This window comes from Actinosynnema sp. NPDC059797, from assembly GCF_042732085.1.
Taxonomy (GTDB): Bacteria; Actinomycetota; Actinomycetes; order Mycobacteriales; family Pseudonocardiaceae; genus Actinosynnema.
This window is the reverse complement of sequence record NZ_JBHWIE010000378.1, coordinates 1-6,529: the sequence shown is the minus strand read 5'-3', so window position 1 is coordinate 6,529 and position 6,529 is coordinate 1. Positions and strand designations below refer to the sequence as shown.

Annotated in this window: 1 protein-coding gene; it reads right to left on the bottom strand. The window is 75.7% G+C overall.

Going from position 1 to position 6,529, the window contains the following annotated elements; translation table 11 throughout:
- A partial coding sequence (locus tag ACFV4N_RS37605) for a condensation domain-containing protein (RefSeq protein ID WP_499677442.1) occupies positions 1 to 6,529 on the bottom strand: 6,529 nt, incomplete at both ends.

The following is a 6,529-nucleotide window of genomic DNA, read 5'->3' as shown; positions in this document are numbered from 1 at the left end:
GGTCGGGGATGGGCACGCCGATGGTGCCGTCGGCGTGGGTCCAGGTGACGTGGACGGTGGTCTCGGTGATCCCGTACATGTTGACCAGCGCGCCCTCGCCGCGCCACGCGTCGAGCTTGCGCACGTCGAGCGCCTCGCCGCCGAAGATCACGTAGCGGACCGGCAGGTCGGGCGCCTCGGCGATGAGCTGGTAGAACGCCGACGGGGTCTGGTTGAGCACGGTCACGCCCTCGGCGCGGACCAGCTCCGCGAAGTCCTTCGGCGACCGCGACACCTCGAACGGCACGACGACCAGCCGCCCGCCGTTGAGCAGCGGCCCCCACAGCTCCCACACCGAGAAGTCGAACGCGTAGCTGTGGAACAGGGTCCACACGTCGTCCGGACCGAAGCCGAACCACTGGTCCGTTCGGGTCAACAGCCGCACGACGTTGGCGTGGGGGATGACCACCCCCTTGGGCCTGCCCGTCGAACCGGAGGTGTAGATCACGTAGGCGGTGTTCCCCGGGCGCAGCGGCACGTCCGGCGCGGTGGCGGGCAGCCCGGCCAGGTCCGGCAGCGCGTCCAGCGCCAGGACCGGCCGCGAGTCCTCGATGACGTAGGCGACGCGGTCGGCGGGGTAGTCGGGGTCGATCGGCAGGTACGCCGCGCCCGACTTGAGCACGCCCAGCACGGCCACGACCAGGTCGAGCGAGCGCGGGAACCTCAGCGCCACCAGGGTTTCCGGCCCGGCGCCCGAACGGACCAGGTGGTGGGCGAGCCGGTTGGCCCGTTCGTCCAGCTCCCGGTAGGTCAGCGACTCGCCGGCGAAGGTCACGGCGGTCGCGTCGGGCGTGCGCGCCGCCTGCGCGGCGAACAGCGACGGGATGGTGTCGGCCACCGGCGTGGCCGGCTCCGCGCCGTTCCAGTCGACGAGCACCCGGCGCACCTCGGCCTCGGACAGCCACGGCACCTCGGCCACCGGCCGGTCCGGGTCCGCGACCAGCTCCACCAGCAGGGTCCGCAGCCGCCGCGCCAGCCGCTCGACGGTCGCCACGTCGAACATCGCCGGCTCGTAGCCCAGCAGGACGCCCAGCCGCTCCTCCGGGTAGGCGGTGGCGCTGAGCGGGAAGCTGGTGCTCTCCACCGCGGACAGCTCGCGCAGCCCCATGCCCTCGGCCAGGTCGGCCGGGTAGTTCTCGAACACCACCACGCTGTCGAACAGGTTCGTGCCGCGCTCCACCCCGCTCCACGCCTGGAGCGAGGTCAGCGGCACGTGCTCGAACCGCCGCGACTCGACCTGGGCGTCCTGGAGGTCGCGCAGCCACGCCGCGACCGGCGCCGCGCCGTCCACCACGACCCGGACCGGCAGGGTGTTGATGAAGATGCCGGTGATGTCGTCCACGCCCGGCAGGTCGGCGGGCCGGCCGGAGACCGTCGCGCCGAAGCACACGTCGCGCCGCCCGCCGGAGCGGGCCAGCAGCAGCGCCCACGCCGCCTGCACGATCGCGCTCGGCGTCACGCGGTGCTCGCGGGCGAACTCGTACAGCCGCGCGGACTCCTGCTCCGTCAGCTCCAGCGGGAGCCGCCGCGACGACGTGCCGTGCCCGGCGGGGCGGTCGGCGGGCAGCGGCGTGGGCGAGTCGAAGTCGCCCAGCACGCGCCGCCAGTGGGCCTCGGCCGCCGCGCCGTCCTGCTCGGCCAGCCACGCCACGTAGTCGCGGAACGGGCGGCGCTCGGGCAGCTCGCCCCGCCGCAGCACGTCGGACAGCACGTGGAAGACGCTCCAGCCGTCCAGCAGCACGTGGTGGAAGGTCCACAGCACCTGCACGCTGGTCGGTGACAGCCGGGCGATCGTCAGCCGCATCAGCGGCGCCGCGGAGAGGTCGAGGCCCCGTTCGCGGTCCTCGTCCAGCAGCGCGCTCAGCCGTTCGGCGCGGCCGGCCTCGTCGAGGTCGCTCCAGTCCAGGAACGCGACCGGCACCTCGGCGCGCTCGTGCACCACCTGGAGCGGTTCGGCCACGCCCTCCCACAGCACGCTCGACCGCAGCACCGGCGTCCGGTCGACCACCCGCTGCCAGGCGCCGGCGAACGCGGCCGAGTCGGTCACCCCGTCCACCACGAACGTGGTCTGCTGGAAGTAGACGCCCTTCTCGCCGAGGCCGTGGAACACCATGCCGGCCTGCATCGGGGTCAGCGGGTAGGCGTCCTCGCCGTCGATCCGGTCCACCTGCTCCTGGGTGAGCCGCGCCAGCGGGAAGTCGCTCGGCGTGCGACCGCCCGCGCCCGGCTCGGCGCAGTGCGCCGCGATGCCGCGCAGCGCGGCGGCGAACCCGTCGGCCAGGGACCGGACGGTCGCCTCCTCGTGGGCCTGCTCGCTGTAGGAGAAGGTGAACTCCAGCCGGTCGCCGCGCACCTGCCCGACCACGTCCAGCAGGTGCGGTCGCGGCGCGGCCGGGTCGGCGGACAGCTCCAGGTCGCGCTGGTCCTCGGCGAACCGGCCCAGGTAGTTGAAGCTCACCTCCGGGTCGCAGGCCGGCGCGGTGCGGGCCAGGTGGCGCAGCGCGCCGTAGCCGATGCCGCGCCGGGGCACCGCGCGCAGCTGCTCCTTCACCGACTTCAGCGCCGCCCCCCAGCCGGCCGTGCCCGCTCCTCCCGGGGGGAGGTCCAGCACCACCGGGAAGACCGTGGTGAACCAGCCGACCGTGCGGGACAGGTCCACGTCGGCGAACAGCTCCTCGCGGCCGTGGCCCTCCAGGTCGAGCACGACGCGGTCGCGGCCGGTCCAGTCGGCCAGCGCGCGGCCGAGCGCGGTCAGCAGCACGTCGTTGACCTGAGTCCGGTACACCGGCGGCACGTCGCGCAGCAGCGCCGCGGTCTCCTCGGCGGTGAACCGCACGGTGACGTCGCGCTGCGAGCCGACGGTGTTGGGGCCCCGCCGGTCGCGCGGCACGGCGGTCGGGGTCGCCGCCACCGCGCGCCAGTGCGCCAACTCGTCGTCGAAACCGCTCGCGGCGTGCTCGGCGAGCCTGGCCGCCCAGTCGCGGAAGGAGGTCGTCTTCCTCCCGAGGTGGACCACGCGGCCCTCGCGGACCTGCCGGTACGCCGAGGTCAGGTCCTCCACCAGCACCCGCCAGGACACGCCGTCGACCACGAGGTGGTGCGCCGTGAGCCGGACCGACCGGTCGCCGACCACCTCGGCGCGCAGCAGCGGGCCGGTGGTGAGGTCGAAGCGGTCCAGGGCGAGCGGGTCGACGTCGCCGACCGGCGCGACGACCTGCCGGTCGCCCTCGAACCGGGTGCGCAGCGCGTCGTGGTGCGCGACCAGCGCCCGGAGCGCCGTGCGCAGGGCGGGCACGTCCAGCTCGTCGAGGTCCACCACCACGGACTGGTCGAAGTGCTCGGGCCGCACGGTGTGGCCGTGCAGGAACCAGCGCTGGATCGGGGTGAGCGGCGCGTCGCCGGTGACCGGGCCCTGGTCCGCGGTGGGCGGCAGGTCGCGGGTCACGTGCGGCGCGATCGCGGCGATGGTCTGGTGGGCGAAGATGTCCCGCGAGGTGAGCACCAGGCCCGCGCGGCGGGCGCGGGTGACCACCTGGATGCCCAGGATCGAGTCGCCGCCCAGGGCGAAGAAGTTGTCCCGCACGCCGACCCGGGCCGCGCCCAGCACCTCGGCGAACACGTCCGCCAGCACCGCCTCGACGGGCGTGCGCGGCGCGACGTAGCGCACCTCGGCGCGTTCCGCGGGCGGCGCGGGCAGGTCGTCCCGGTCGAGCCGGGTGAGCCCGACGAACGCGGCGGGCACGGCGTGCGCGGGCAGCACCTGCTCCAGGAAGCCGCGCAGCACGGCCGGGTTCACCGCGGGGACGGTGTAGGCGACCAGCCGCCGGTCCACCAGGGCCACGGCCGCGTCGAGCACGTCGTCGTGCTCCTTGAGCACGCGCTCCACCTCGTCGAGGTCCACGCGCAGGCCGCGCACGCGGACCGAGCCGTCGCCGGCGCCGTCCAGGTCGAGGTCGGCCAGCTCCGCCAGGCCGCGCAGCGGGCGGTCCGGGTCCTCGACCACCAGGCGCAGCAGGGTCTCCAGGTCGGCGCCCAGCTCCTCGACGGTCGAGGTGTCGAACAAGTCGGTGTTGTGCTCCAGGGTCAGCGCCAGCGACCCGTCCGGGCGCGGCCAGAACTCCACCACCAGGTCGAACCGCGCCACCGGGCGCGGCAGGTCGTGCTCGGCGACGGTCAGCTCGCCGAACCTGCCGTCGCGCACCAGCGGCTGCTGGAGCGCCACCACGGCCTGCACCAGCGGCGTGCGGCCGGGGTCCGGGTCCGGCCGCAGCTCCTCCACCACCCGGTCGAACGGCACGTCGTCGTGCGCGAACGCGTCCAGCGCGGTGCCGCGCACCTGGTCCAGGAAGGCGGTGAACGGCAGGTCCGGGTCCACCCACGAGCGCAGCACGAGGGTCCGGACGAAGAAGCCGACCGCGCGCTCCAGGTCCGCGCGGTCCCGGCCGGAGCCGACCGTGCCGACCGCGACGTCCCGCTGCCGCGAGCGAGCGGACAGCAGCACCTGCACCGCGGCGGTGAGCGTCATGAACAGCGTCGCGCCGTGGGCCCGGCCGACGCCCGCGAGGCGGTCCACCAGCTCCGGGTCCAGGGGGCGGCGCACGACCGCGCCGGCGGTGGTGCGCAGCGGCGGGCGTGGCCGGTCGGTGGGCAGGTCCAGCGCCTCGACGCCGGCCAGCCGGTCGCGCCACCAGGACACGTCGCCGACGGGGTTGCCCCGGTCCCACACCGCGAAGTCCGGGTACTGCACGGCCGGGTCGGCGGGCCGCCCGCCCGCGTACAGCTCCGCCAGCTCCTCCACCAGCACCCGCACCGACCAGCCGTCGGTGACGATGTGGTGCTGCACCAGGACCAGCAGGTGCTCGTCGGGGCCCAGCGGCGCGAGCACGGCCCGCGTGAGGGGCCCGCGGCGCAGGTCGAACGGCTCGTCCAGGCCGAGCGCGCCGGCCTCCGGCTCGCCGGTGGTCGCCTGCACGCGCAGCGGGATGGTGCCCCGGGGCGCTACGACCTGCACGGGCTCGTCGCCCACCACGTCGAAGGTCGTGCGCAGCGCGTCGTGCCGGTCGGCCAGCGCGTCCAGGGCGGCGGCCAGGCGCGGCACGTCCAGCGGCCCGGTCAGCCGCAGGCCCGCGGCGGTGTTCTGCTCGGGGGTGCCGTCGAGCGAGAACAGCCGCCGCTGGGCGGGGGACAGCGGCAGCGGCTCGTCGCGCGGGACCCGGGGGATGGGCGCGTCCCGGGTGCCCGGGGTGTCGGCGCTGTGGTCCTCGGGCAGCGCCCGCGCCAGCTCGGCGACCGTGCGGTGGTCGAACAGCGCCCGCACCGGCAGCCCGCCCAGCCGCGACAGCGCGCGCACGGCCAGGATCGAGTCGCCGCCCAGGGCGAAGAAGTCGTCGTGCGCGCCGACCAGCGGCACGCCCAGCACGTCCGACCACACCTCGGCGACCCGTCGCTCGGCCGGGGTGCGCGGCTCGACGTGGCCCGCCGGCGCCTCGCCCACGACGGGCGCGGGCAGCGCGGCGCGGTCCAGCTTGCCGTTGGGGCTCAGCGGGAACGCGTCCAGCGCGACGAACGCGGACGGCACCAGGTAGTCGGGCAGGCCCGCGGCCAGGTGCTCGCGCAGCCCCCCGGTCCCGTGCCCTTCGCGGCACACGACGTAGGCCACGAGCCGCTTGGGCTCGTCCCGGGCGACCACCAGGGCCCGCTCGACGGCCGGGTGCTCGCGCAGCAGCGCCTCGATCTCGCCGGGCTCGACCCGGAAGCCGCGGATCTTGACCTGGTGGTCGGCGCGGCCGAGGAACTCCAGCTGCCCGTCCTCGCGGGTGCGCACCACGTCGCCGGTGCGGTACATGCGGGCGCCCGGCGCGCCGAACGGGTCGGCCACGAAGCGCTGCGCGGTCAGGCCGGGCCTGCCCAGGTAGCCGCGGGCCAGGCCGACGCCCGTGACGTACAGCTCGCCCTCGGCGGCGGGTCTCAGGTCGTCGTCCAGGACGCGCACCTCGGTGCCCGGGATGGGCCTGCCGATCGGGGGCGTGCCGCCGGGGGTCAGCGGCTCGCTCCACGAGGTGACCACGGTGGACTCGGTCGGCCCGTAGGCGTTGATCATGCGGCGGCCCGGGGCCCACCGCTCCACCAGGTCGGGCGTGCACGCGTCACCGCCGACGACCAGCGTGCGGAAGGTCGGCAGCGGCACGTCCGGCACGGTCGCCATGGCCACCGGCGGGATGAGCGCGTGCGTGACGCCGAACTCCCGGACCACCTCGGCGAGCTGCTCGCCCAGCAGCGGCCCCGGCGGCGGCACGACCAGCGCCGCGCCCGCCGGCAGCGCCATGCACAGCTCCAGCACCGACGCGTCGAAGCTGGGGGAGGAGAACTGGAGCACCCGGTCGCCCGGCCGCACGTCGAAGTGCGCGATCTCGGCCTCGGCGAACGCGGGCAGGCCGCGGTGGGTGACCACCACGCCCTTGGGCCGGCCGGTCGACCCGGACGTGTAGAT